At 68.8% G+C, this 24,985-nt stretch carries 22 protein-coding genes; 10 read left to right on the plus strand and 12 right to left on the minus strand.

Translation table 11 applies throughout. From position 1 onward, the window contains the following. Position 1 precedes the first annotated feature (1 nt). The 5 genes from urtB to A5757_RS08665 are packed head-to-tail and all read left to right on the plus strand — an operon-like array spanning position 2 to position 4,090. Positions 2-886: an urea ABC transporter permease subunit UrtB gene (gene urtB / locus A5757_RS08645; protein WP_066831407.1), complete on the plus strand. Its 885-nt coding sequence runs from the start codon at positions 2-4 to the stop codon at positions 884-886. Next, positions 883-2,022: an urea ABC transporter permease subunit UrtC gene (gene urtC / locus A5757_RS08650; RefSeq protein WP_066831410.1), complete on the plus strand. Its 1,140-nt coding sequence runs from the start codon at positions 883-885 to the stop codon at positions 2,020-2,022. Before urtB ends, urtC begins: the two co-directional genes overlap by 4 nt. Then, the gene (urtD, locus tag A5757_RS08655) at positions 2,019-2,831 is read left to right on the plus strand and encodes an urea ABC transporter ATP-binding protein UrtD (RefSeq protein WP_066831413.1); all 813 of its coding nucleotides are present in this window, start codon (positions 2,019-2,021) and stop codon (positions 2,829-2,831) included. The genes urtC and urtD overlap by 4 nt, the downstream gene beginning before the upstream one ends. After that, positions 2,832-3,524, plus strand: coding sequence for an urea ABC transporter ATP-binding subunit UrtE (gene urtE, locus A5757_RS08660; protein ID WP_066831415.1), 693 nt, complete (start codon positions 2,832-2,834; stop codon positions 3,522-3,524). A 26-nt stretch (positions 3,525-3,550) separates the two neighbouring features. Beyond that, a complete protein-coding gene (locus A5757_RS08665) occupies positions 3,551-4,090 on the plus strand; it encodes a hypothetical protein (protein WP_156618248.1) in 540 nt (179 codons plus the stop codon). Here A5757_RS08665 and A5757_RS08670 read toward each other — a convergent pair. Further along, entirely contained in the window at positions 4,065-4,448 is a 384-nt protein-coding gene (locus A5757_RS08670; RefSeq protein WP_197497294.1) for a hypothetical protein, read from the minus strand. The genes A5757_RS08665 and A5757_RS08670 overlap by 26 nt on opposite strands. 65 nt (positions 4,449-4,513) lie before the next feature. On the opposite strand from A5757_RS08670, the gene A5757_RS08675 reads away from it, so the two are divergent. Beyond that, complete coding sequence (locus tag A5757_RS08675; protein WP_066831427.1) at positions 4,514-5,665, plus strand: zinc-binding dehydrogenase; 1,152 nt, start codon at positions 4,514-4,516, stop codon at positions 5,663-5,665. A 28-nt stretch (positions 5,666-5,693) separates the two neighbouring features. Here the strand turns inward: A5757_RS08675 and hisS are convergent, their stop codons facing one another. Both hisS and A5757_RS08685 read right to left on the minus strand, forming a co-directional pair. Next, positions 5,694-6,953, minus strand: a complete 1,260-nt coding sequence (hisS, locus tag A5757_RS08680; protein ID WP_066831430.1) for a histidine--tRNA ligase — start codon at positions 6,951-6,953, stop codon at positions 5,694-5,696. Further along, positions 6,950-7,615 carry an MBL fold metallo-hydrolase gene (locus A5757_RS08685; RefSeq protein ID WP_066831433.1) on the minus strand — a complete coding sequence of 222 codons (666 nt, stop codon included), beginning with the start codon at positions 7,613-7,615 and terminating at the stop codon, positions 6,950-6,952. Before A5757_RS08685 ends, hisS begins: the two co-directional genes overlap by 4 nt. 147 nt (positions 7,616-7,762) lie before the next feature. Here A5757_RS08685 and A5757_RS08690 point away from each other — a divergent pair, with 147 nt between their 5' ends. After that, entirely contained in the window at positions 7,763-8,662 is a 900-nt protein-coding gene (locus A5757_RS08690; protein ID WP_066831437.1) for a peptidylprolyl isomerase, read from the plus strand. Between the two features lie 10 nt (positions 8,663-8,672). Continuing rightward, positions 8,673-9,701: a peptidylprolyl isomerase gene (locus tag A5757_RS08695; protein WP_082929372.1), complete on the plus strand. Its 1,029-nt coding sequence runs from the start codon at positions 8,673-8,675 to the stop codon at positions 9,699-9,701. 12 nt (positions 9,702-9,713) lie between these two features. Here A5757_RS08695 and A5757_RS08700 read toward each other — a convergent pair whose 3' ends face one another. The 6 genes from A5757_RS08700 to yajC all read right to left on the minus strand — a co-directional run bounded on the left by A5757_RS08700 (position 9,714) and on the right by yajC (position 17,813). Next, the gene (locus A5757_RS08700; RefSeq protein WP_066831440.1) at positions 9,714-12,080 is read right to left on the minus strand and encodes a bifunctional (p)ppGpp synthetase/guanosine-3',5'-bis(diphosphate) 3'-pyrophosphohydrolase; all 2,367 of its coding nucleotides are present in this window, start codon (positions 12,078-12,080) and stop codon (positions 9,714-9,716) included. A 64-nt stretch (positions 12,081-12,144) separates the two neighbouring features. After that, positions 12,145-12,678, minus strand: coding sequence for an adenine phosphoribosyltransferase (locus A5757_RS08705; RefSeq protein ID WP_066831444.1), 534 nt, complete (start codon positions 12,676-12,678; stop codon positions 12,145-12,147). Positions 12,679-12,702: 24 nt separating this feature from the next. After that, the gene (locus A5757_RS08710; RefSeq protein ID WP_066831447.1) at positions 12,703-14,358 is read right to left on the minus strand and encodes an ABC transporter substrate-binding protein; all 1,656 of its coding nucleotides are present in this window, start codon (positions 14,356-14,358) and stop codon (positions 12,703-12,705) included. 5 nt (positions 14,359-14,363) lie between these two features. Next, the gene (gene secF / locus A5757_RS08715) at positions 14,364-15,623 is read right to left on the minus strand and encodes a protein translocase subunit SecF (protein ID WP_066831450.1); all 1,260 of its coding nucleotides are present in this window, start codon (positions 15,621-15,623) and stop codon (positions 14,364-14,366) included. Positions 15,624-15,626: 3 nt separating this feature from the next. Next, the gene (gene secD / locus A5757_RS08720; protein ID WP_066831453.1) at positions 15,627-17,384 is read right to left on the minus strand and encodes a protein translocase subunit SecD; all 1,758 of its coding nucleotides are present in this window, start codon (positions 17,382-17,384) and stop codon (positions 15,627-15,629) included. Positions 17,385-17,456: 72 nt separating this feature from the next. Continuing rightward, complete coding sequence (gene yajC, locus A5757_RS08725) at positions 17,457-17,813, minus strand: preprotein translocase subunit YajC (protein ID WP_066831456.1); 357 nt, start codon at positions 17,811-17,813, stop codon at positions 17,457-17,459. A 320-nt stretch (positions 17,814-18,133) separates the two neighbouring features. Here yajC and gabT point away from each other — a divergent pair, with 320 nt between their 5' ends. Together gabT and A5757_RS08735 are read left to right on the plus strand one after the other, a co-directional pair. Next, entirely contained in the window at positions 18,134-19,477 is a 1,344-nt protein-coding gene (gene gabT, locus A5757_RS08730) for a 4-aminobutyrate--2-oxoglutarate transaminase (protein ID WP_066831459.1), read from the plus strand. Between the two features lie 17 nt (positions 19,478-19,494). After that, complete coding sequence (locus tag A5757_RS08735; RefSeq protein WP_066831462.1) at positions 19,495-20,928, plus strand: gamma-aminobutyraldehyde dehydrogenase; 1,434 nt, start codon at positions 19,495-19,497, stop codon at positions 20,926-20,928. Between the two features lie 87 nt (positions 20,929-21,015). Here the strand turns inward: A5757_RS08735 and A5757_RS08740 are convergent, their stop codons facing one another. The 3 genes from A5757_RS08740 to A5757_RS08750 are packed head-to-tail and all read right to left on the minus strand — an operon-like array spanning position 21,016 to position 24,962. Then, positions 21,016-22,365, minus strand: coding sequence for an APC family permease (locus A5757_RS08740; RefSeq protein WP_066831465.1), 1,350 nt, complete (start codon positions 22,363-22,365; stop codon positions 21,016-21,018). Between the two features lie 9 nt (positions 22,366-22,374). Continuing rightward, positions 22,375-23,985 (minus strand): amidohydrolase, encoded by a 1,611-nt coding sequence (locus A5757_RS08745; RefSeq protein ID WP_066831468.1) that lies wholly within the window; start codon positions 23,983-23,985, stop codon positions 22,375-22,377. After that, on the minus strand, positions 23,982-24,962 hold the full coding sequence (locus tag A5757_RS08750; protein WP_066831470.1) for a nitrilase-related carbon-nitrogen hydrolase: 981 nt from the start codon (positions 24,960-24,962) through the stop codon (positions 23,982-23,984). The genes A5757_RS08745 and A5757_RS08750 overlap by 4 nt, the downstream gene beginning before the upstream one ends. Between the last annotated feature and the right edge of the window lie 23 nt (positions 24,963-24,985).

Genomic DNA, 24,985 nt, shown 5'->3' on the forward strand with positions numbered 1-24,985 from the left:
GATGGATGTCCTGATCGGGCAGCTGGCAACAGGATTGAGCCTCGGCTCGATCCTGTTGCTGGCCGCGCTCGGACTCTCCCTGACGTTCGGTCAGATGGGGGTCATCAACATGGCCCACGGTGAGTTCATCATGGCGGGCTGCTACACCGCCTACGTCATTCAGCAGGTCGTCTCGAACGCCGGTGCCTCGCTGCTGATCTCGTTGGTGGTCGGCTTCGTCGTCGGCGGAGCGATGGGCGCGCTGCTGGAGGTGACGCTGATCCAGCGGATGTATCACCGCCCGCTGGACACCCTGCTGGTCACCTTCGGGGTGGGGCTCGTCCTGCAGCAGATCGCCCGCGACATCTTCGGGGCGCCCGCGGTGAACGTCGTCGCACCGGCATGGCTGTCCGGCGGTGTCGACATTTTCGGCGCCGTCGTGCCGAAGACCCGCATCTTCATCCTGGTGCTGGCCGTGGCATGTGTGGCGGTACTGGCCACGGTGCTCAAGACCAGCCCGATGGGTAGGCGCATCCGGGCGGTGGTGCAGAACCGCGACCTGGCCGAGACGAGCGGTATCTCCTCGCGCAGAACCGATATCACCACGTTCTTCATCGGTTCCGGCCTGGCCGCGGTGGCCGGGGTGGCGCTGACATTGATCGGCTCGACCAGCCCCACCACCGGTCAGAGCTTCCTCATCGACGCGTTCCTGGTGGTTGTCGTCGGCGGACTCGGTCAGATCAAGGGCACGGTGATCGCCGCGCTCGCACTGGGCTTCCTCAACTCGTTCATCGAATACAACACCACCGCATCGCTGGCCAAGGTCATCGTGTTCGTGATCATCGTGATCTTCCTGCAGGCCCGGCCGCAGGGGCTGTTCACCGTTCGGACAAGGAGTCTCGTATGAGGACGTCGCTCGGGCGGTGGCGAGGACTGGGCCGGGCGCGTACTTGGATGGGCTTCGCCGTCGCGGCGCTGGTGCTGTTCGCGCTCGCCCCCGCCATCCTGTCGGACTTCCGGCTCGGTCTGCTCGGGAAGTTCCTGTGCTTCGCGATTGTGGCCGTCGGGATCGGCCTGGCCTGGGGCCGGGGCGGCATGCTGGTGCTGGGCCAGGGCGTCTTCTTCGGCCTCGGCGGTTACATGATGGGGATGCATCTGAAGATCGCCGACGCGCATCTGCGCGGCGACGACGTACCCGACTTCATGCAGATCGCCGGTGTGCGTGAACTGCCCGCGTACTGGGCGCCGTTCGCCTCCCCCGCCTTCACCGTCCTGGCGATCCTGCTGATCCCCACCGGTATCGCCGCGGTGTTGGGCTTCGGAGTGTTCAAACGCCGCGTCAAGGGCGCCTACTTCGCGATCCTGTCCCAAGCGCTCGCGGCGGCGCTGGCCATTCTGCTCGTCGGCCAGACCAGCCTCGGCGGCAGCAACGGATTGACCAACTTCCGCACGTTCTTCGGGTTCGCGCTCAACGATCCGGTCAACAAGCGAATGCTGTACTTCATCGCCGCCGGCGTGCTGCTGGTCGTGGTGGCCGTGGTGCGCCAACTCATGCAGAGCCGCTACGGCGAACTGCTGGTGGCGGTGCGCGACGGCGAGGAGCGCGTCCGGTTCCTCGGCTACGACCCCGCCAACATCAAGGTCGTCGCGTACACCGTCGCCGCGCTGTTCGCCGGAATCGCCGGGGCGCTGTTCGCGCCGATCGTCGGCTTCATGGCGCCGTCGCAGGTCGGCATCCTGCCCTCGATCGCATTCCTCATCGGTGTCGCGATCGGTGGCCGAACCACGCTGCTGGGTCCGGTGCTCGGCGCCATCGGCGTCGCCTGGGCGCAGACGGTGTTCTCCGAACGCTTCCCCTCGGAGTGGATCTACGCCCAGGGTCTGTTGTTCATCGTCGTCGTCGGGTTCTTCCCCGCCGGCTTCGCCGGAATCGCCATGCTCGTCAAACGCACCCGGAGAACCAAATCCAAACCGCCGGAACCGGAATCGCTGGCGGCCCCGGATTCCGAACCGGACGCGGAGAAGGTGGGGGCGGCACGATGACGACACCATCGACACTCGGGCCGGTGGCCGGCGGCAACGCCGGGATGGGCGCACAGTATCTGGAGGTGCGCGGCCTCACCGTCGACTTCGACGGGTTCAAGGCCGTCAGCAACGTCGATCTCACCCTGTTCCAGGGCGACCTGCGGTTCCTGATCGGCCCGAACGGCGCGGGCAAGACCACGGTCATCGATGCGGTGACGGGACTGGTCAACGCCTCCGGATCGGTGAACAAGTCCGGCGTCGAACTGCTCGGCAAGAAGGTGCACCAGATCGCCAAACTCGGTGTGGGACGGACGTTCCAGACCGCCAGCGTCTTCGAACAGCTCACCGTCCTGCAGAATCTCGACATCGCGGCAGGCGCACACCGGTCGCCGTGGAGTCTGCTGCGCCGCCGCCACGGTGTGCTGCCGGCCATCGAGGAGGCACTCGAGACGATCGGGCTGACCGGGCTGGCGGACAAACCCGCCGGTGTGTTGGCCCACGGCCAGAAGCAGTGGCTGGAGATCGGGATGCTGCTGGTGCAGAACGCCGACGTGCTGCTGCTCGACGAACCGGTGGCCGGGATGAGCACCGAGGAGCGCGAGGAGACCGGAAACCTGTTGCGGCGCATCGGTGGCGAACGCACCGTCGTGGTGGTCGAGCACGACATGGACTTCATGCGGGCCTTCGCCACCTCGGTGACGGTGCTCGCTCGCGGACAGGTGATCGCCGAGGGCTCGGTGGCCGAGGTCCAGGCCAACCCACGCGTGCAGGAGGTCTACCTCGGCACCGCCGCGGCGGGCGCCGACGGTTTACAGGAGGGTTCGTAAATGCTGCAGCTCGTCGACGTCCGCACCGGCTACGGCCGTTCGGAGGTGATCTACGGCGCGAGTATCGAGGTACCCGCAGACGGAGTGGCCGCGGTGATGGGCCACAACGGCGCGGGTAAGACCACGCTGTTGCGCGCCGCAGTCGGACTGCTGAAGTGCTCGGGCGGCAAGGTGCTCTTCGGCGGGGAGGACATCACCCGGCTGCGCCCCAGCGCGCGGGTCGCGCGGGGGCTCGCCTACGTCCCGCAGGGCCAGCAGTCATTCGGGCAGTTGACCACGGCCGAGAACCTGCAGGTGGTGGCCGACGGGCGCAAGAACGGCAAGGCGCTGATCGACGAGCAGCTCGACCTGTTTCCGGCGCTGAAGGAGCTGCTCACCCGTCGCGCGGGTCTGCTGTCCGGTGGTCAGCGCCAGCAGCTGGCGATCGCCCGCGCGTTGATCACCAGCCCGAAATGTCTGATTCTCGACGAGCCGACCGAAGGCATTCAGCCGTCGGTGGTCGCCGAGATCGAGGGCGCCATCACCGCGCTCACCGCGCGCGGGGATCTGGGCGTGCTGCTGGTCGAACAGCACATCGGTTTCGCGCTGGAGTCGTCGCAGCGGTACTACATCCTCGAGGCCGGCCAGGTGACCCACAGCGGTACCGGCGGCTCGGCGTCGGAGGAGGATGTGCGCGCCGCCATGGCCATCTAGCTGCACAAGCGGGCATGCTGAGCGGTGTGAGCACACCGCTGGAACCCATCGTGATCGCCGAGAACGGCGCCTTCGTGGTGGCCGAGATCGGACCGCGGGTGCTGCTCATCGACCGTGGACGCGTCCCCACCGAGGTGGGTGTGCTGCTGTTGGCGATGTCCACGCTGATCTTCGGTGGGTTCGGCGTCGTCTCGGTCATTCCGTCGTTCGGGGGTGACTGGATCAGCCGCTCGACGCTGATCGGATTCGGCTTCCTGCTGGTCGGAATCGCCTCATTCCGGGCCCTGCTCCGGGCCACCGCCGCGCTGAACCGCTCGCGGGCCACGCCGCTGAGCGGAGTGCGTCCCGTGGCCGTTTTCGACCGGAACGCCGGGGCCTACCTCGACGGCAACGGCGAAATGATCGCGCACCTTTCCGAAATCCGCTTCAGCAGAGCGGGGTTCGGATCCCGTCAACTGGTAGTGACCACACCGCACGGCGACCGCGTGCTCGTGACCGGGAGCGTCGGCAATCTGGATCAGGTGCTGACCCACACCGTCGCTACACACCGTCCGGACGCGCGGTGAACACCCAGGCCGTCAGCCAGACCGAGGCGATCGCGACGAGCAGGGCGCCGGGGATGTGCAGATCCAGCGTCGCCCCGTCGCCGAGTTGGGCCTGGATGAACGTGTACATCAGCAGAAGGGCTGCCACGATCGCGGTCCACCAGTGCCTGCGCCGCGCGTAGACGAAGCCGCCCAGACTGACCAGCAGACCCGCCGTCACGACGTGCAGCGCGATCGCCGCGTAGCCGTGGATGTCCTCGGCCCTGCCCTCCTGCACGAGGACGCCGGCGGTGCCGAAGGACACCACGACGACGAACACGGTCGCGACCGCGAAGAACCGCGCCGCGAGCAGGAACGGAGCAGATGACGGGCCGGCCATTGCCCGAGGGTAGCGAGCCCAGGTGGAGCCGGGGCGCATAATTCGGGCATGAACCCGGTGCGCTCATGAAGGCCGTCGTCTGTCAGCACGGCACCCTCTCGATCGAGGAACTGCCCGATCCCCGGCCCGAGCGCGGGCAGCTTCTGCTCGAGGTGCGACGCTGCGGCATCTGCGGATCCGATCTGCACGCCAAGGACCACGCCGACGAGCTGACCGGGCTGATGGACGAGGTGGGCTATCCGGACTTCATGCGCTCCGACACCCCGGTGGTGCTGGGCCACGAATTCTGCGGTGAGGTCGCCGAACGCGGTAAGGGTGTCGGCGGCGAGTTCAAGGCGGGCACACCGGTGGTGTCGTTCCCGCTGATGCGGGCCCGCGGCGGGGTCCACCTGACCGGGCTGTCGCCGCTGGCGCCGGGCGCCTACGCCGAGCGGGTGCTCGCCGAGGCGGCGATGAGCTTCGCCATCCCCAACGGCCTGGACCTCGACACCGCTGCGCTCACCGAACCGATGGCCGTCGCGCTGCACGCCGTGCGCCGCAGCGACCTCGGCAAACGGGACACCGCCGTCGTGATCGGTTGCGGGCCGGTCGGTCTCGCGGTGATCTGTCACCTCCGCGCGCTGGGCGTCCAGAAGATCGTCGCCAGCGATTTCTCCGCCACGCGGCGCGATCTGGCGACTCGCTGCGGGGCACACGTGGTCGTGGACCCCGCTGTCGACTCGCCGTACGCGGGTCTGACCGGCTCGATCACCGAGGCGCCCGCCCTCTACGAACTCGGCATGGGGTCGATGGAGAAGCTGCGCCGGCTGCCCGGCTGGCAGCACCTCTACCGGGTGGCCGACGCGCTGGGCGCCGCGGGACCCAAGCGGCCGGTCATTTTCGAATGCGTCGGCGTCCCCGGGATGATCGACGGGGTCGTCGGCGCAGCCCCGCTGGCCTCGCGGGTGGTGGTCGTCGGCGTCTGCATGGGTGAGGACCGGCTGCGTCCCGCGATGGCGATCAGCAAGGAGATCGACATGCGCTTCGTCTTCGGTTACACGCCACTGGAATTCCGCGACACCCTGCACATGCTCGCCGACCGGAAGCTCGACGCTTCGGCGCTCGTCACGGGGACCGTCGGTCTGGCCGGGGTGGCCACCGCCTTCGAGGAACTGGCGACCGCCGAGGCGCACGCGAAGGTGCTCATCGACCCGACCTCGGACGCCGTCTCCCCCTGACGCCGACGGAGTGTGCACCCCGCTCGCCCTAGCTCTGACGCGAAACCACCTCGGCGACAACCGCATCCGCGGCCCCACTGCTGTCCAGGTCGACCTGTTCGCCGTTCGAGAGATCCTTCAGCTTCACGCCGGCGGAGTCGACGATCAGCGCGAACGCCGCGCCGGTCCGGTCCGCGGCCCGCAGCGCGGCCTTGAGGCTGCGATCGCCGTACGCCACGTCGGTGCGCACACCGGCGCGGCGCAACTCGGCGGCCAGCACGCTGGTCCGCACCTTCGCGTCCTGCTCGGCCGGGATGGCGTAGACGTCGCAGGTCGACGTCGCGCCGACGGTCTTACCCTCGGCCTGCAGCGCCAGCAGCGTGCGGTCCACCCCCAACCCGAACCCGACGCCTGAGACGTCCTGCCCGCCGAGTCGGCCCATCAGGCCGTCGTAGCGGCCGCCGCCGCCGATGCCGGACTGTGCACCGAGGCCGTCGTGGACGAACTCGAAGGTCGTCTTGGTGTAGTAGTCCAGCCCGCGCACCATCCGCGGATTGATCACGTACGGCACCCCCAGTGCCCGCAGGTGAGCCTGCACCGCCTCGAAATGGGCTGCGGCACTGGCAGACAGGTGGTCGAGCATCAGTGGCGCACCGGCAGTCATCTCGCGGACGTGGGGCCGCTTGTCGTCGAGCACCCGCAGCGGGTTGATGGTGGCCCGGGTCCGCGTCTCTTCGTCCAGATCCAACTCGAACAGAAATTCCTGCAACAGCTCCCGGTACTGCGGACGACAGGTGTCGTCACCGAGCGAGGTGATCTCCAGCCGGAAGCCGTCGAGTCCGAGTGCCCGGAAGCCGCCGTCGGCCACGGCGATCACCTCGGCGTCCAGCGCCGGATCGTCCACCCCGATGGCCTCGACCCCCACCTGTTGGAGCTGGCGGTACCGCCCGGCCTGCGGACGTTCGTAGCGGAAGAACGGCCCCGAGTAACAGAGCTTGACCGGCAGCGCGCCCCGGTCGAGCCGGTGCTGGATCACCGCGCGGATCACCCCGGCGGTGCCCTCTGGGCGCAGCGTCACCGACCGGTCGCCACGGTCGGCGAAGGTGTACATCTCCTTGGACACCACGTCGGTGGACTCCCCCACGCCGCGGGCGTAGAGGCCGGTGTCCTCGAAGATCGGGAGCTCCACGTCGCCGTACCCGGCACGGCGCGCCGCGGTCAGCAGACCGTCGCGCACGGCGACGAACGCCGCCGAATCGGGCGGCAGGTAGTCCGGGACGCCCTTGGGCGCCTGGAACGGCTGGGTCATCGTGTCAGCCCCTCGAGGAACGGGTTCGCGCGGCGCTCGTCGCCGATGGTCGACCGCGGCCCGTGCCCGGGCAGGACGACGGTGTCGTCGTCGAGGACGAGCAGCTTGTCGACGATGGAGCCCAGCAGATCGCGGCCGCTGCCGCCGGGCAGATCCGTGCGCCCGACGGACTGTTTGAACAGGGTGTCGCCGGTCAGCGCGACCTCCGAGGCGTCCCCGCCGAGCCGGAACACCACCGAGCCCTTCGTGTGGCCAGGAGTGTGGTCGACGGTGACCACCATGCCGCCGAGGTCGAGCTTGTCGCCGTCGCGGTCGAGTTCGACGAGCTGGCGGGGCTCCCGGAACAGGGTGCCGAGCAGGACCTGGCCCACTCGCGGGCCGAATCCCTTGATCGGGTCGGTGAGCATGAAGCGGTCCTCGGGGTGGATGAACGCCGGGCAGCCGTAGGTGTCGGCAACCTTCTGCGCCGACCAGATGTGGTCGATGTGGCCGTGGGTGAGCAGCACCGCGGCCGGGGTGAGCCGGTGTTCGTCCAGGACCCGACGCAGGGGTCCCATCGCCCGCTGGCCGGGGTCGACGACGATGGCATCCGACCCCGGGCGCTGGGCCAGCACGTAGCAGTTGCACGCCAACATGCCCGCCGGGAATCCGGTGATCAACACGGAGGCAAGTTTCCCACGCCTGCGCGGCGTCGCTGCGCCGTGCCCGCTCGTGCGGGTCGTTCACGAGATCCTCAGCTGACTTTGGCACACTCGTTGCCGACACAGGGCGCGGACCTCCGACCGCGTACGCGAGAAGGGACAGCGGCGTTGCCGACGAACGAACAACGGCGTCAAGCGGCCAAGCGCAAGCTCGAGCAGCAGCTCGAACGCCGAGAGCAGCAGGCCAAGAAGCGCAAGATCCTGACGATTGCCGGTTCTGCCGCGGCCGCGGTCGCGGTGGTCGCCGCCGTCGTGGTCGTCGTCGTGCTCAACAAGGACGACTCGGGCACCGGCGGTACGGCGTCGGCCGCAACCACCACGACACCCACCCCGGTCGAGGGCTCCCTGACCCCGCCGGAGCCGACCGCGGGCAGCACCGCGTTGCCGCCGTTCGTCGCGCCCGCCGGACTCGGCGCGAACTGCCAGTACCCGGCGGCAGGTCCTGCCAGCAAGCCGGTCAAACCGCCACGCACCGGTCAGGTGCCCACCGAGCCGGGCGAGGTCAGCGTCAGCATGAGCACCGATCAGGGCAACCTCGGCCTGCTGCTCGACAACGCCAAGGCGCCGTGCACGGTGAACAGCTTCGCCAGCCTGGCCCAGCAGGGGTTCTTCAACGACACCACCTGCCACCGGCTGACCACCAGCCCGAGCCTGTCGGTGCTGCAGTGCGGCGATCCCACCGGTGAGGGCACCGGCGGACCCGGCTACGAGTTCGCCAACGAGTACCCGACGAACCAGTTCCAGCCCGACGACCCGGCGCTGCAGCAGCCCGTCGTGTACCCGCGCGGCACGTTGGCCATGGCCAACGCCGGACGCGACACCAACGGCAGCCAGTTCTTCCTCGTCTACCAGGATTCGCAGCTGCCCCCGGGCTACACCGTGTTCGGCCGCATCGACGACACCGGTCTGGCGACCCTCGACAAGATCGCTCAGGCAGGCGTCGGCGGTGGTGGCGAGGACGGTCCGCCGGCCACGCCGGTCAAGGTGAAATCGGTACTGCTGGACTGACCGCCACCTCGTGACCTATCCGCCGAACCCGTACCCGGGCTACCAGGAGTATCCGGAGCAGCCGGGCGGCTATCCGCCGGGATATCCGGGTGGGTATCCGATCCCGCCGCCGCCACCGCCCAGGTCCACCAACGCGCTCGCGATCGCCTCGCTGGTGTGCGCGTTCGTGTTCGCACCGCTGGGCATCCTGTTCGGCCACCTGTCGCTGCGACAGATCCGGCGCAGCGGTGAAGAGGGTCGCGGGCTGGCGATCGCCGGGCTCATCGTGGGCTACGTGATGACGGTGGTGGCGATCGTCGTGATCGTCGCCAGCATCCTGTTCATCATGGCCGTCGTCGACGAGGTCGAGAACGACCGGCTGCGCCGCAGCGGCCCGACCATCACCGCGGCGCCCCAGACCACGCTGGAACTGCCGCCGTTCCGGCCGACTCCGACCCTCGGGGCGAACTGCCAGTACCCGCCCGCCGGCGCGCCTCCGCCCAAGGCGGTCGCGCCGCCGCGCAGCGGACGAGTACCGACCCAGCCCGACCGGGTCAGCGTCAGCATCTCCACGACCGCGGGCAACCTCGGGTTGACGCTGAAGAACGGCGTCTCCCCGTGCACGGTCAACAACTTCGTCAGCCTCGCTCAGCAGGGCTTCTTCGACGGAACGACGTGTCACCGGCTGACCGCTGCGGACGATATGAAGCTGCTGCAGTGCGGTGACCCGACCGGCAGCGGCAACGGCGGGCCCGGCTACCGCTTCGCCGACGAGTACCCGACCAACCAGTACCGGCTGGCCGACCCGCAGCTGCGCGGCAAGACCGTCTATCCGCGCGGCACGGTCGCGATGGCCAACACCGGCCCCGACAGCAATGGCAGCCAGTTCTACCTGGTCTACGAGGACACCGAGCTACCGCCCCGCTACACGGTGTTCGGCGAGATCGACGCCACGGGCCTCAAGACACTGGACCGGATCGCCGCGGCCGGGGTGGCCGGCGGCGCAGACGACGGGAAACCGGCGACGGCGGTGACGATCACCTCCGCGCGGCTGGACTGATCGTCAGGCCGGTCAGGCCGCGGAAGTGACGCGGTAGACGTCGTAGACGCCCTCGACGTTGCGGACCACCCGCAGCAGGTACCCGAGGTGCTTCGGATCACCCATCTCGAAGGTGAACCGGCTGATCGCCACCCGGTCGTTGGACGTGGTCACCGACGCCGACAGGATGTTGACCTTCTCGTCGGCGAGCACCCGGGTGACGTCGGAGAGCAGCCGGTGCCGGTCGAGCGCCTCGACCTGGATGGCGACCAGGAACACCGACGACGGGGACGGCGCCCACTCGACGTCGATGATCCGCTCAGCCTGCTGCTGCAGCGATTCGGCGTTGGTGCAGTCGGTGCGGTGCACGCTGACGCCGCCCCCGCGGGTCACGAAGCCCATGATCTGGTCACCGGGCACCGGCGTACAACACTTGGCCAGCTTTGTCAGGACGCCGGGCGCGCCCGGCACCGCCACGCCGGTGTCGTCGGTGCTGCGCTGACGCACCGGCATCGTCGCCGGCGTCGACCGCTCGGCGAGTTCGTCCTCGGCGGCCTCGTCGCCACCGAACTGAGCGAGCAACCGTTGCACGACATGCCGCGCGGACACGTGCCCCTCGCCCACCGCGGTGTAGAGCGCCGAGACGTCGGCGTAACGCAGCTCCCGCGCCAACGCGGCCATCGACTCGGCGTTCATCAAGCGCTGCAACGGAAGTCCGCCGCGGCGCACCTCGCGGCCGATGGCGTCCTTACCGGCCTCGAGCGCCTCCTCGCGGCGTTCCTTGGCGAACCACTGACGGATCTTGGCCTTGGCCCGCGGGGACACCACGAAGCTCTGCCAGTCGCGCGACGGTCCCGCGTTGGGCGCCTTCGAGGTGAAGATCTCGACGACCTCACCGTTGTCGAGTTTGCGTTCCAGCGCGACGAGCCGGCCGTTGACCCGGGCGCCGATGCAACGGTGCCCCACCTCGGTGTGCACCGCGTAGGCGAAGTCGACCGGAGTGGAGCCGGCGGGCAGTGTGATCACGTCACCCTTCGGGGTGAACACGAAGATCTCCTGCACCGCGAGGTCGTATCGCAGCGACTCCAGGAACTCCCCGGGGTCGGCGGCCTCCCGCTGCCAGTCGAGCAGCTGGCGCATCCAGGCCATGTCGTCGATCTCGGCGGCGGCGTTGCCGGCCGGAACTCCGTTGCGGCCCTTCACCTCTTTGTAGCGCCAGTGCGCGGCGATGCCGTACTCGGCGGTGCGGTGCATGTCGCGGGTGCGGATCTGCACCTCGAGCGGTTTACCCTCCGGCCCGACGACGGTCGTGTGCAGCGACTGATACACCCCGTAGCGGGGCTGGGCGATGTAATCCTTGAACCGGCCCGCCATCGGCTGCCACAGCGAGTGCACGACGCCGACCGCGGCGTAGCAGTCGCGGATCTCGTCGCAGAGGATCCGCACGCCGACCAGATCGTGGATGTCGTCGAAGTCGCGGCCCTTGACGATCATCTTCTGATAGATCGACCAGTAGTGCTTCGGCCTGCCCTCGACGGTGGCGTTGATCTTCGACTTGGTCAGCGTGTTGGTGATCTCGGCGCGCACCTTGGCCAGGTACGTGTCGCGCGACGGCGCCCGGTCGGCGACCAGTCGCACGATCTCGTCGTACTTCTTGGGGTGCAGGATCGCGAACGCCAGATCCTCGAGCTCCCACTTGACGGTCGCCATTCCCAGCCGATGGGCAAGGGGCGCAATGACTTCCAGCGTCTCACGGGCCTTGCGGGCCTGCTTCTCCGGCGGCAGGAACCGCATGGTGCGCATGTTGTGCAGCCGGTCGGCCACCTTGATCACCAGCACCCGGGGGTCGCGGGCCATCGCGATGATCATCTTGCGGATCGTCTCGCCCTCGGCGGCGGTGCCCAGCACCACCTTGTCGAGTTTGGTGACGCCGTCGACGAGATGTCCGACCTCACTGCCGAACTCGGCGGTCAGCGCCTCGAGCGTGTAGCCGGTGTCCTCCACGGTGTCGTGCAGCAGCGCGGCCACCAGCGTCGTGGTGTCCATCCCCAGCTCGGCCAGGATGTTGGCCACGGCCAGCGGATGGGTGATGTACGGATCACCGGAGCGGCGCAGTTGGTCGGCGTGACGGCGGTCGGCGACCTCATAGGCCCGCTGCAGCAGCGTCAGATCGGCCTTCGGGTAGATCTCGCGGTGCACCGCCACCAGCGGTTCGAGCACGGGGTTGACCGTGCTGCGCTGCGAGGTCATCCGTCGGGCCAGCCGCGCCCGCACCCGCCGTGACGCACTCGAGGTGCTCTTCGGCGGATCCGGCGGTGGTTCGGGGATGTCGATAACGGGCAGCGGCGCGGTCGCGGGCGAGTTCGAGCTCTCGTCGGTCCTGCTCGTCGAGTCCGCCATCAGCCCACCTCCCAGCGATTTCCGTATTACCGCGGCCTGTCACCGCAGACTTCGAGGATAGACCTCACACGGTGTAGAGGCTGCTGACCTCCAACGGTGCCACCACATCGCGGCCCCCGAGCGCGGTGAGCTCCAGCACGACCGCGGCGTTGCGGACGGTGGCGCCCCCGCTGGTCAGCAACCGGTCGACCGCGGCGACGGTACCGCCGGTGGCCAGTACGTCGTCGACGATCACGATCGTGCGTCCGGCGATGTCGGTGCCGTCGGCCGGGATCTCCAGCGTTGCGCTGCCGTACTCGAGGTCATAGGTCTGGCTGTGCACCGGGGGCGGGAGCTTCCCGCCCTTCCGCACGGCCAGCACACCGGTGCCCAGCCGCAGCGCCACCGCCGCGCCCAGCAGGAATCCGCGCGCATCGATGCCGGCGATGAGGTCGGCGCCCTCGGCCGACGCGGCCAGCGCATCGGTCACTGCCGCCAGTCCCCTGGCGTCGGCCAGCAACGGGGTGAGGTCCTTGAACGCGACCCCCGGCTCGGGGAAGTCGGGCACCTCCCGCATCAGCGAGTCGATGAGATCAGAGATCTCAGAATCTCTACCCATGTCGCTTCGCTCCTGCCCACCGGCTCACTGCGACAGCCTCCACCGGTCCATGTTCCAGCCGGCGCCCCACCGCGTCGGATTGCCGCTGACGGCGAACATCTTCGACGACGTCAGCAGCGTGCGCTGCTGACGGTACAGCGGCAGCGTCGGCATGTCCGCCCAGAGGATCGGCGCCCCCTCGGCCAGCAGACGCGCCAGCTCCTTGGGGTCCGAAGCCACTGCCAGCGCGGCGATGATGCCGTCGATGCGCCCGTTGGAGTAACCGCTGAGGTTGTCGCCGTTACCGGTGTGCAGCGCGTAGGCGTCCATCGCGGACGAGCCGGTCGAGCCGCTGCCCGCCGCGCCGCCCGTGCTCGCGAGCAGCACGTCGATCTCGTTGTTGCGCAGCGAGTTCGGGCCGACGGCCTGACCCGCCGCGTCCTGCACCGTGATTCCGGCCGGTTCGCACGCCTTGGCGATGGCGCCGACCGTGGCGGCCAACCGGGCGTTCGGGCTCTGGTAGCCGATCCGCACTGTCATCGGCCGGTTTTCCAGAGCCTCCCGGGCCGCGACCGGGTTGGCGACCGCGAACTGCGCGGTCTCCGGCGTCGCCTCGGCCACACCGAAGGCGTCCTCGTTGGCGGGGTTGAGCCGCGAGTTCGAGATCGGCACCTCGGCGTTGCGGGCGATCACATCGCGCGGGGTGCACAGCGCGAGCGCGCGCCGGGCGGGCGGGGCGGCCAGCGGTCCGCGCGGAGCGAAGATCAGCTGCTCGATCCCGGCGGAGGGGTTGTCACTGCGGACGTAGTTCTCGGGCAGGTTCAGCGTGCCCGACGACCCGGTCGCGATGTCGACCACGTCGAACGCGCCCTCGTTGACGCGCTCCTGGATGTCGGGACCCAGCGGCCACACCGTCACCCGGTCGGTGACCGCGGGCGCGCCCCACCACTTGTCGTTGGCCCTCAGCACGACCGCGCCGTCGCCGGTGACCGAGTCCAGCTTGTAGGGACCCGACGAGGGGAACTTCGCCAGCTCGTCGCCGCTCAGCCCGGGCCGCAGGTCCCAGATGGTGTTCCACGCCTGCGCGATCCGCTCCACCACTGGCTGGTCGCCGGTTTGCAGCGCGGCGGTCACGTTGACGCCGAGCGCGTCGGCCAGCACGTGCGAGGGCATCAGCGACGTCGCCGCGAACAACTGGCCGAAGTCGTCGATGCTGCGGTCCTGGGCGAAGGAGACCCGGGCACGCTTCTGGCCCGGCTGGCAGTCGACACGCGCGATATCGGCGTAGCCGGCCCGGCTGGCCGCGTCGAACTGCGGGTACCGACCGGACTGCGCCGCCCAGGCGAGCACCATGTCGTCGCAGGTGATGGGTTTGCCGTCGGAGTAGACGGCCTTGTCGTTGATCGTGTAGTCGAGGATCAGCGGCGCGCGGCCCACCACCGCGATCGACCCGAAGTCGAGGTCGCCGACGATCTGGCCGTCGGGGCCGTGGTAGTTGAAGCCGGTGAGCGTGCGCGCGAACGCCTGGGCCGCGCCGGAGGCGGCGCCGGCGACGGTGTTCGGGTTGTAGGTGATCAGCGCACCGTCCACGGCGTAGTCGACGGCATCGGCGGGGCCGGTCGAACACGACGACAACCCCAGCGCGCCGACCAGCGATACGACCATGGCCGCGACCGCGGCGCGCCGGGTCCGGGCTGCCATACGGGCTACCGGCCCCGGGAGGTGCGCTTACCCGAGGGCCGGCCGGTCTTGCCGGCGGGCCGGGCACCCGGTGCCGGCTTGTCGCCGACCGGAGTGGTGGCCGCCACCGGCTCCGCGGCGTCGTCTCCCTCGTCGGTGTCGCCGAGCTCGCCGTCCGCCGCCGACGCCGTCACGCCACCGCTGTTGGCCGCGACGTGCTTGCGCCGGTTGGCCACGCGCCTGCTGTGGTCCTGGACGAGCTTGGTGCGTTCGCGCAGCGACACCAGCAGCGGCGTGGCGAAGAAGATCGACGAGTAGGTGCCGACGACGACGCCGACCAGCTGGACCAGTGCCAGATCCATCAGCGTGCCCACCCCGAGCAGCCACACCGCGATCACCATGAGCGCAATGATGGGCAGCACCGAGATGAGGCTGGTGTTGATCGACCGCATGAAGGTCTGGTTGATCGCGAGGTTGGCCTGTTCGGCGAAGGTGCGCCGGGTGGTGTGCTCGAAGCCCTGCGTGTTCTCCTCGACCTTGTCGAACACGATGACGGTGTCGTAGAGCGAGAAGCCGAGGATGGTGAGCAGCCCGATCACGGTGGCCGGGGTGACCTCGAATCCGACGATCGAATAGATGCCCGCGGTGACGACGAGGTCGAAGATCACGGTGGTCATCGCCGAGACGGCCATCCACAACTCGTAGCGCACACCGATGTAGAGCGCCGCGAGCACGAGGAACACCGCGAGCGCGATCAGCGCCTTGTTGGTGATCTGACCGCCCCACGTCTCGGACACCGCCGAGTCGCTGATCGTCTGCTTACTGGGCTGACCGTCGGAACCGGTCGGCTGGAACGTATCGAACAGTGCCGTCCGCAGCTCCTCGATCTGGGCGTTGTCGAGCGCCTCCGACCGGATCTGCACCGTGGCCGCGTCGCCGCTGCCGACGGTGACCACCGACTCCGGTGCACTGCCGATGGTGTCGTTGAACACCGTCTCGACCTGCGTCGTGGTGGCCGCGCCGTTGGCGCCGGCGACGGGCATCGACACCTTGGTGCCGCCCTCGAAGTCGATCCCGAAGGTGAACCCGCGCAGCAACATGCTGGCCAGGCAGATCAGCACGATGGCCCCGCTGACCGCGTACCAGAGCTTGCGGCGCCCGATGACCTCGAAGGCGCCGGTGCCGGTGTAGAGGCGGACGAAGAAGCCGTGCTGGGGCGCGGTGGTGGACGTGCTGTCGAGCGGCGGTGCCTCCACCGCGCCGGAGCTTCGCTTGTTGACGGCCATCGACTATCCCCGTCCCGTGGTCGCGTGAGTGGCGGCGCGTCGTTCGCGGGCGATCTGCTGCACCGCGCCGAGGCCGTTGTAGGCGGGCTTGGCCAGCAGCGTCGACTTCGACGCCAGGTACACCAGCGGCCAGGTCACCAGGAACACGACGACGACGTCGAGGATGGTGGTCAGACCGAGGGTGAACGCGAAGCCCTTGACCTGGCCGACGGCCAGGAAGTACAGCACCGCGGCGGCCAGGAAGCTGACCGCGTTACCCGAGACGATGGTCTTACGCGCTCTGGCCCAACCGCGTGGCACCGCGGATCGGAACGATCGTCCCTCGCGTATCTCGTCCTTGATGCGTTCGAAGAACACCACGAACGAGTCGGCGGTGGTGCCGATGCCGATGATCAGACCGGCGATACCGGCCAGGTCCAGGGTGTAGTTGATCCAGCGTCCGAGCAGCACCAGGATCCCGAACACCATGGCACCGGCGAGGACCAGGGACAGTGCGGTCAGCACGCCGAGCATGCGGTAGTACAGCAGCGAGTAGAGCAACACCGCGACCAGTCCCACCGCACCGGCGATCAGACCGGCGCGCAGCGACTGCAGTCCGAGGGTGGCCGACACCGTCTCGGCCTCGGAGGACTCGAACGACAGCGGCAGCGAGCCGTACTTGAGCACGTTGGCCAGTTCGTTCGCGGACTGCTGGGTGAAGCGGCCGGTGATCTGGGTGCGTCCACCGGGGATCGCCTCCTGGATCTCCGGAGCGCTGACCACCTTGGAGTCGAGGACGAACGCGGTCTGGGTGCCGACGTTGGCCGCGGTGAAGTCCGCCCAGACGCGGGCGGCGTCACCCTTGAATTCCAGGTCGACGACGTATTCGCCACGCTGCTGCTGCAGACCGGAGGTGGCGTTCTGGATCTGTTCGCCGCTGATGATCGACTTGTCGAGCAGGTACACGGTCTGCCCGTCGGTCGAGCAGGTCACCAGCGGCAGGTTCGGATCGTCGTTGCCGGCGAGCACATCGTCCTCGCCGCAGCGGCTGGCCTGGAACTGCAGCGCCAGGATCTGCACCGACTGGTCTTCGCTCTGGCGCAGTTGCTTCTCGTCGGCGATGCGCTCGGCCAGCGCCGCCCGCTCACCGGAACCGGGGGTCTCCGGGAGTTCCGGGGTCGGCGACGGGGTCGGGCTGGGTGGCGCGGGCGGCGTCGGCGGGGCCGGCGGAGCGGGCTGCTGCGGATACGGACGCGGCTGCGGGGCCGGCTGCCCCGGTTCCGGGACCATGCCCTCCTCACCCGGGAGCGGCACACCGGGGGGCGCACCGCCGGGTGGGGTCTGTCCGGGCGCACCGCCGGGCGGTGCCTGCCCGGGCGGGGCCTGCTGGTTGAGGGCGGCGGCCTGGAAGCCCTGGATCACCGGGCGGATGTAGAGGCGTGCCGTCTGACCGAGATTGCGGGCTTCGCTGCTGTCGTTGCCCGGCACGGTGATCACGAGGTTCTGGCCGTCGATGACCACCTCGGACCCCGACACACCGAGCCCGTCGACGCGGGCGCTGATGATCTGCTGCGCCTGATCGAGCGCTTCACGGGTGGGCGCGGAGCCGTCCGGCGTGCGCGCGGTGAGCGTCACGCGGGTGCCACCCTGCAGGTCGATGCCGAGCTTCGGCTGGGCCTGCTTGTCCCCGGTCAGGAAGACCAGGAGGTAGGTGCCTACCAGCAGGACCAGGAAGAGCGACAGATAACGGGCAGGATGTACCGGCGCCGAAGACGATGCCACGTTGCTTGGGTCCCCTCGGAGTCAGGTCGATAGCACCGCAAAGGGTACGGGGCGGTGCTGAGTGTGTAGCTGTCAGTCCTTCTTGAGCCGGTCGGGGTCGCTGACGGCATCGGTGGAGGCGGGGCTGTCGAACAGCTCGACCGCGGTGTCCTCATCGTCCTCGAACTCGTCGGCGGGCTCGATCTTGTCGCGGACGGCCAGCTTCATCCAGGTGGTCACGACGCCGGGGGCGATCTCCAGGTCGACGTAGTCGTCGGTGATCCCGGTGATGGTGCCCCGCAGGCCGGAGGTGGTGTGGATGCTGTCGCCGATCTGAAGCGAATTGTGCAGGTCGATCGTCGCCTGCATCGCCTTCCGCTGGCGGCGCGAGGCGAAAAACATGAAGGCGCCCATGATGATGAGCAGCGGGAGGAAAACAACGAGATCCATAACAGCAAGCGTCTTTCGTGTCGGGTTTTCGGTGCGGTACGGCGCCAGGAATTCCCTCAGAAACGGCACCTCGCCGGTGACCAGTGTGCCATTGTCACCGCCTCGGCCCTACCACCCGCTCGTCGGCTGAGCGATCCTGACCACCTCCGCCCGGACGCCACACCGCCAGATGCCGCGGAAACCGCACGATCGAGACACGTTTGGTGCGAATTCGGTGGCACTCAGGCCACCACGACGGCTGTTTCCCCCGCACATCGGGCCTTCCGGCGACTAGGCTCGACCCGACCCAGCCGCGCCGCATCGTCCGCAGGAGCCTTGACGTGAGCACCCTCGAGCAGACCCGCCATCTCGCGACCGCGATTCCCGGTCCGAAATCGCAGGACCTCATCGATCGCAAGGCCGCCGCCGTGTCGCGCGGAGTCGGAACGACCATGCCCGTCTACGCCGCGCGGGCCGGTGGCGGCATCGTCGAGGACGTCGACGGCAACCGGCTCATCGACCTGGGTTCGGGCATCGCGGTCACCACCGTCGGCAACGCCGCGCCCCGGGTGGTCGAGGCGGTCGCCGCGCAGGCCGGGCACTTCACCCACACCTGCTTCATGGTCACGCCGTACGAGGGCTACGTCGCCGTCGCCGAGGCGCTCAACCGGCTCACCCCGGGCGGCGGTGAGAAACGGTCGGCGCTGTTCAACTCCGGATCGGAGGCCGTGGAGAACGCCGTCAAGATCGCCCGCTCCTACACCGGGAAGCAGGCGGTGGTGTCGTTCGACCACGCCTACCACGGCCGGACGAATCTGACGATGGCCCTGACGGCCAAGGTCATGCCCTACAAACACGGGTTCGGGCCGTTCGCCCCGGAGATCTACCGCGCTCCCCTGTCCTATCCCTTCCGCGACGCCGAGTTCGGCGGCAAAGAGTTGGCCACCGACGGCGAACTGGCCGCCCGCCGCGCGATCACCGTCATCGACAAGCAGGTCGGCGCCGACAACCTCGCAGCGGTGATCATCGAACCGATCCAGGGCGAAGGCGGGTTCATCGTGCCGGCCGACGGCTTCCTGCCCACCCTGCTGGAGTGGTGCCGGGCCAACGGCGTCGTGTTCATCGCCGACGAGGTGCAGACCGGCTTCGCCCGTACCGGGCGGATGTTCGCGTGTGAACACGAAGGCATCGAGCCGGATCTGATCGTCACCGCCAAGGGCATCGCCGGCGGCATGCCCCTCTCGGCGGTCACCGGCCGCGCCGAGATCATGGATTCCCCGCACGTCTCCGGTCTCGGCGGCACCTACGGCGGCAACCCGGTCGCCTGCGCGGCGGCGCTGGCCACCATCGAGACCATCGAGTCCGAGGGCATGGTCGAGCGGGCCGCCCAGATCGAGACGCTGATGAAAGAGCGTCTCGGCCGGATGCAGGCCGAGGACGACAGGATCGGCGACGTCCGCGGCCGCGGCGCGATGATCGCCGTCGAACTCGTGAAGTCCGGCACCCTCGAACCCGACGCCGAGCTGACGAAGGCGCTCTGCGCAGGCGCTCACGCCGCCGGCGTGATCGTGCTCTCCTGCGGCACCTACGGCAACGTGCTGCGGTTCCTGCCCCCGCTTGCCATCAGCGACGACCTGCTCACCGAGGGACTCGACGTCCTCGAGGACCTCCTGCGCGACCTGTAACTGACAAGGAGCACTTCATGACAACGGTCAAGAACTTCATCGGCGGCGAACTGGTCGACTCGGTCTCCGGGGCCACGATGCCGCTGGTCGACCCGAGCACCGGCGAGGAGTACGGCACGGCGCCGGTCTCCAACGAACAGGACATCGACAACGCCTACAGCGCAGCGTCGAAGGCGTTCAAAGATTGGAAGCGCACCACGCCCGGACACCGGCAGAAGGCGCTGCTCGACTTCGCCGACGAGGTGGAGAAGGCGGCCGACGCACTGGTCGCCGCCGAGGGCCGTAACACCGGCAAGCCGAACCACGTGACCGCGGCCGAGGAGATCCCGCCGATGGTCGACCAGATCCGGTTCTTCGCGGGCGCCGCCCGCGTGCTGGAGGGCAAGTCCGCCGGTGAGTACATGGAGAACCACACCTCGTGGATCCGGCGCGAACCGGTCGGCGTGATCGGCCAGGTCGCGCCGTGGAATTACCCGATGATGATGGCGATCTGGAAGATCTGTCCGGCGATCGCGGCGGGCAATACCGTCGTCATCAAGCCCAGCGACACCACCCCGGTGACCACGGTGATGCTGGCCGAGCTGGCCGCCAAGCATCTGCCGCCGGGCGTGCTGAACGTGGTGACCGGCGACCGGGTGACCGGGGCGAATCTGGTGTCGCATCCGACCCCGGAGATGGTGGCGATCACCGGATCGGTGGCCGCAGGTAAGGCGGTCGCGGTCAGTGCCGGCGGCAATCTCAAGCGCACCCACCTCGAACTCGGTGGCAAGGCGCCGGTGATCGTGTTCGACGACGCCGACATCGCCGCCGCCGCGGAGGGTATCGCCACCGCCGGCTACTTCAACGCCGGACAGGACTGCACCGCCGCGACGCGGGTGCTGGCACCGGCCCGGATCGCCGGTGAGCTGACCGACGCGCTCGCCGAACAGGCCAGGGCGGCGACGACGACGTTCGGCAAGCCGGCCGACGACGAGGACGCCTGGGTGCCGCCGGTCAACAACGTCAACCAGTTCGAGCGCGTCATGAGCTTCTTCGACGACGTGCCGTCCCACGCCACGGTGGCCACCGGCGGAAACCGGCAGGGCGACAAGGGTTTCTACGTCGAGCCGACGGTAGTGGGTGGACTGTTGCAGGACGACCGGCTGATCCAGCAGGAGATCTTCGGCCCGGTCATCACCGTGCAGAGCTTCTCCGACGAGGACGAAGCCATCGCCTGGGCCAACGGCGTCGAATACGGTCTGGCGTCGTCGGTGTGGACCAAGGACGTTTCCCGGGCGCTGCGGGTCTCGGCGGCTCTGGACTTCGGCTGCGTGTGGATCAACACCCACATCCCGCTGGTCGCCGAGATGCCCCACGGCGGTTTCAAATCCTCCGGCCACGGTAAGGATCTGTCGATGTACGGCCTCGAGGACTACACCCGCATCAAGCACGTGATGGCCTACATCGGCTAGGTGTCTATTCGCGAAATAGCATTCCCGGTCGTCACGCACGCGCGTTGACGACCGGGAATGCTATTTCGCGGGCACGAGCGCCTCGGGCTAGACGCGCTCTTCGAGGTCGAGCACCGGCGTCGGGCGGGTGAAGCCGCGGGTGACCCCGAGCAGCCAGACGAATCCGACTGCGAGCCAGATCATCCCGATCACCAGCGTCATCCCGGACAGACTGGTCCACAGCCACACCGTCAGCAGGAAACCGATGGCCGGTGCGACGAGGTTGAGCGCGATGTTGCGGCGATCCTTCAGGTCGACGAAGTAGTGCTTGATCACCGACAGGTTGACCACCGAGAACGCCACCAGCGCACCGAAACTGACCAGTGAGGCCAGCATGGCCAGGTCGATGACGATGGCCAGCAGCGAGATGACGCCGACCACGAGGATCGCGTACACCGGGGTGCTGAACCGCACCGAGACGTGTCCGAACACCTTGCGCGGCAGGATGCCGTCGCGGCCCATCGCGAACAGGATGCGCGCGACGGAGGCCTGCGAGGTCAGCGCAGAACCGGTCGCCCCGGCGACGTAGGCGGCGGTGAAGAGCGCGTTGAGGAAGGCGCCGCCCGCGGCGACCATGACGTCGAGCGAGCCGGAGTCGACGTCTTCGAACTCGTTGGACGGGAACACCATCTGCGCCACATAGGACAGCACGATGAAGATGACGCCCGACACGATCGTCGCGATCATGATCGCCTTCGGCACCGTGCGGCGAGGGTCCTTGGCCTCCTCCGACAGCGTCGACACGGCGTCGAAACCCAGGAACGACAGGCACAGGATCGCCGCGCCCGCGAGTACCGGGCCCATACCGTCGGCTGATCCGTCACCGGTGAACGGAGCGAACAGGTCGACGGTCCCGAAACCCGCGATCTTGCCCAGCGCCAGCACCAGGAACACCACGATGAAGACCGCCTGGATGGCAATGATCAGGAAGTTGGCGCGCGCCACCGACACGATGCCGACGATGTTCAGCACGGTCACGAAGGCGATCGCGACCAGCACGATCACCCATTCGGGCAACGCAGGCACCGCCGCGTTGAGATAGAGCCCGATCACCAGATAGTTGAGCATCGGCAGGAACAGGTAATCCAGCATCAGCGACCACCCGGCCAGGAAACCCGCCGGCGCCCCGAAGGTCCGCTGCGTGTAGGTGTAGGCCGAGCCCGCGACGGGGATCGCCGCCGCCATCCGCGCGTAGGACAACGCGGTGAACACCATCGCGATCAGCGTGACGACATAGGACAGCGGCACCCGGCCACCAGAGGTCACGGTGACGATGCCGTAGGTGGTGAACACCGTCAGCGGCACCATGTAGACCAGACCGAACAGCACCAGCGACGGCAGGCCCAGTGCCCGCTTGAGGCTGCCCTCGTCGGTGTCGGCGATGAATTCGGATGTCATATCGACCTTTCAGTCCCGTGCCTGGTACATCGGCGCTCCGCGAAGATACGTGGTCCGCACGCCCACCGTGGGCAGTTCGAGCGGTGCGGTCGTGCGGGGGTCGCTGCGCAGCCACACCATGTCGGCGCTGGCGCCGGGCGCCAACACACCCCAGAGCTGTTCGGCAAACGCCTGTTTGGCGACCCCGGCGGTGTAGGCGGTCAGCGCACGCTCGACGGGCAGCACCTCGTGCGGCGTCCAGCCGCCCTCGGGATCGCCGGCGGCGGTGCGCCGCGAGGTCGCGACGGCGATGCCATCCAGCGGTGCGCCGGACGACACCGGCCAGTCCGATCCGAAACTCAGCGGGGCGCCGGAGGTGTCGAGCGTGTTGATCGGGTACTGCCGGTCGGCCCGCTCGGCACCGAGCCGCGGAATCGTGAGCACCGTCATCAATGCATCCAACTGGGCCCACAGCGGCTGCATGTTGGGGATCGCCCCGAGTGCGGCGAAGCGGGCCAGGTCGGCCTGGTCGACGAGCTGACAGTGCGCGATCACCGGCCGTCGATCGCGCGGCGGGTTCTGCGCCACCACGTATTCGATCGCGTCGAGCGCCTGGCGCACCGCGGCGTCGCCGATCGCGTGGATGTGGATCTGCAGACCGAGCTCGTCGACGCGGCGCGCCGCCTCGGCCAGGGAATCGCCTTCCCAGTTCTGCATACCCCGGTTATGCGCGTGCAGGCCCGTGCAGTACGGCTGCAGCAGCGCCCCCGTCTCGTTCTCGACGACGCCGTCGGCGAAGAACTTCACCGTCTGCGCGGTGAGCAGCGGGTTGCCGGCCGCCTCGACTGCCCGGCGCTGTTCGGCGAATCTGGTGACCTGCCTGTCGAAGTGGCGTGGATCGGCGTAGAGGGCCAGGTTGAACCGGACCCGCAGGGCGTCGCGGCGGGCCGCCTCGACATAGGTGTCGACGTCGGCTGGTTCGACCCAGGCATCCTGCACCCAGGTGACGCCGCGGGCGAGGTAGTAGTCGGCGGCCGTGCCGAGCGCATCGATGCGTACCTGTTCGTCGCGGGGCGGCATCACGTTCATCACGAGATCGACTGCGCCCCACTCCCGTAGGGTGCCCAGCACCGAGCCGTCTGCGCGGTGCGGGATCTCGCCGAGCACGGGATCGGGGGTGTCGCTCGTGATTCCGGCACGTTCGAGCGCCACGGAGTTGCACCACACGGTGTGGTAATCCCAGGCCCGCAGCACCACCGGCCGGTCCGGCACCGCGGCGTCGAGCCAGCGGGCGTCGAACAGACCCCCCTCGGCGAGGCTGCCGTCGTAGGAGGCGCCGACGATCCACTCCTGCTCCGGGTTCTCGTCGGCGTACCGCTTCACGGCGAGCACGATCTCGTCGACGGTCGTGGCCTGCCGCACCGCGGGGCCGACCGCCTCCAGACCGCCGTAGAGCGGGTGGGCGTGACCATCCCCGAACGACGGCATCAGGAAGCCGCCCTGCAGATCCACCGTCGTCGCGGCCGTCGCGCCCCGGGCCGCCTCCCCGATCGACGCGACCACACCGTCGACTACGAGCAGCGCGTCCGTCTCCTGCCGACCCGTCCAGATCACGCCGCCGGTGAACAGCGTCGCGCTCATTTGACGACCGCCGTCGCCCGGTGCCCGGCACCGTAAGGATGTTGCGGGTCAACAGGTTCGGTGAGGGCGCCGTAGGTGTCGGGGCGACGGGTGAGCAGGAACGGGAACAGCTCCAGCCAGTCCCGCCGCTGGTCGAGGTCGAGGTCGGCGACCAGTACAGCTTCCTCGTCGCGCGGCGCCTGCACCAGAACCCGGCCATACGGGTCGGAGATGAACGAGGATCCGTAGAACGTGAGGGCCCCCTCGTCGCCGACCCGGTTGGGCACGATCATGAACAGGCCACTGCTGATGCCGTTGGCGACGATGACCTGCTGCCACAGCGGTCGGGTGTCGAGATCGGGGAACACCGGTTCGGAGCCGATCGCGGTGGGATACACCACGATCTCGGCGCCGCCCAGCGAGTAGCTGCGGGCCACCTCGGGAAACCACTGGTCCCAGCACGTGGGCAGCCCGATGCGCGCGCCGAGTCCGTCGGGCGCATACACCGGGTACGGATCGTCGGCGGCGCCCGGGCGGAAATAGGTGTCCTCGTAGTAGCCGGCCGAGATCGGGATGTGCAGTTTGTGCGTCCGAGCCACGAGTTCGCCTGCGGGAGAGACCAATATCGCCGTGTTGAGTCCCAACCCGTCGGCGGCGGGCGAGCGCTCGTAGAGCGAGGCGTGCACGAAGATTCCGTGCGCGGTCGCGGCTTCCGCGGCCAGCGTGAACGTCGGCCCGGTGTGGAGGTCCTCGGACAGCGTGTCCGCGTGCGCGCCACCGGGTCGATCAGCCGGGTAGCGCAGCAGCGTGATCTCGGGCAGGAATACCGCCGTGGCGCCGGCGTCGGCCGCGAGGGCGATTCCGGACCGCACCGCCGCGGCCAGCACCGCGGCGTCTGGGCGCCACCGATGCTGGACGAGCCCGACGCGCAGTGGGGGGCGGTGCGATTCCGCGGTGCGGGACAGCGGCGGTGGCGCCGCCGCGGTGAGGACGATCATCCGGCTCCTAAAACGAATGTAGT

Source organism: Mycobacterium sp. 852013-51886_SCH5428379 (assembly GCF_001665575.1).
Taxonomy (GTDB): domain Bacteria; phylum Actinomycetota; class Actinomycetes; order Mycobacteriales; family Mycobacteriaceae; genus Mycobacterium.

Coding starts and splice junctions, on each gene's coding strand:
- urtB (WP_066831407.1), top strand. CDS start 2: ATGGATGTCCTGATCGGGCAGCTGGCAACAGGATTGAGCCTCGGCTCG.
- urtC (WP_066831410.1), top strand. CDS start 883: ATGAGGACGTCGCTCGGGCGGTGGCGAGGACTGGGCCGGGCGCGTACT.
- urtD (WP_066831413.1), top strand. CDS start 2,019: ATGACGACACCATCGACACTCGGGCCGGTGGCCGGCGGCAACGCCGGG.
- urtE (WP_066831415.1), top strand. CDS start 2,832: ATGCTGCAGCTCGTCGACGTCCGCACCGGCTACGGCCGTTCGGAGGTG.
- A5757_RS08670 (WP_197497294.1), bottom strand. CDS start 4,448: ATGGCCGGCCCGTCATCTGCTCCGTTCCTGCTCGCGGCGCGGTTCTTC.
- A5757_RS08675 (WP_066831427.1), top strand. CDS start 4,514: ATGAAGGCCGTCGTCTGTCAGCACGGCACCCTCTCGATCGAGGAACTG.
- hisS (WP_066831430.1), bottom strand. CDS start 6,953: ATGACCCAGCCGTTCCAGGCGCCCAAGGGCGTCCCGGACTACCTGCCG.
- A5757_RS08700 (WP_066831440.1), bottom strand. CDS start 12,080: ATGGCGGACTCGACGAGCAGGACCGACGAGAGCTCGAACTCGCCCGCG.
- A5757_RS08705 (WP_066831444.1), bottom strand. CDS start 12,678: ATGGGTAGAGATTCTGAGATCTCTGATCTCATCGACTCGCTGATGCGG.
- A5757_RS08710 (WP_066831447.1), bottom strand. CDS start 14,358: ATGGCAGCCCGGACCCGGCGCGCCGCGGTCGCGGCCATGGTCGTATCG.
- secF (WP_066831450.1), bottom strand. CDS start 15,623: ATGGCCGTCAACAAGCGAAGCTCCGGCGCGGTGGAGGCACCGCCGCTC.
- yajC (WP_066831456.1), bottom strand. CDS start 17,813: ATGGATCTCGTTGTTTTCCTCCCGCTGCTCATCATCATGGGCGCCTTC.
- A5757_RS08735 (WP_066831462.1), top strand. CDS start 19,495: ATGACAACGGTCAAGAACTTCATCGGCGGCGAACTGGTCGACTCGGTC.
- A5757_RS08740 (WP_066831465.1), bottom strand. CDS start 22,365: ATGACATCCGAATTCATCGCCGACACCGACGAGGGCAGCCTCAAGCGG.
- A5757_RS08745 (WP_066831468.1), bottom strand. CDS start 23,985: ATGAGCGCGACGCTGTTCACCGGCGGCGTGATCTGGACGGGTCGGCAG.
- A5757_RS08750 (WP_066831470.1), bottom strand. CDS start 24,962: ATGATCGTCCTCACCGCGGCGGCGCCACCGCCGCTGTCCCGCACCGCG.